The organism is Pseudonocardia charpentierae (assembly GCF_031845345.1).
In the GTDB taxonomy this organism is placed as follows: Bacteria; Actinomycetota; Actinomycetes; order Mycobacteriales; family Pseudonocardiaceae; genus Pseudonocardia; species Pseudonocardia charpentierae.
This window is the reverse complement of record NZ_JAVREJ010000142.1, coordinates 1-255: the sequence shown is the minus strand read 5'-3', so window position 1 is coordinate 255 and position 255 is coordinate 1. Positions and strand designations below refer to the sequence as shown.

At 73.3% G+C, this 255-nt stretch carries 1 protein-coding gene; it reads right to left on the bottom strand.

Annotated features, from left to right (window positions below; genetic code table 11):
• Positions 1-255 (bottom strand): transposase (locus RM445_RS32225; RefSeq protein ID WP_311560634.1); only part of this gene is annotated, 255 nt, incomplete at both ends.

The window sequence follows — 255 nt, the reverse complement described above, 5'->3', positions numbered from 1 at the left end:
CGCCGGCGGAGAGTTGCTGCCATGCCCAGCGGGGCAAGCTGGCGACCAGAGCGTCGGCGCGGATCGGACCGGCTGAGGTGCGGACGTGGCGGTCGCAGCCGATGGCCAGCACGTAGCCGATCTGCTGAGCCTCGCACTCGACGCGCAGGCCCGGATCGTTGCCGTAGACCTCGTCGCCGGTCACCCACCGGGCTGGGGTGCCCGCGCGCAGGGCGCGGTTGAGCATGCCGGTGGCCAGCGCGGGCTTGGTTGCGA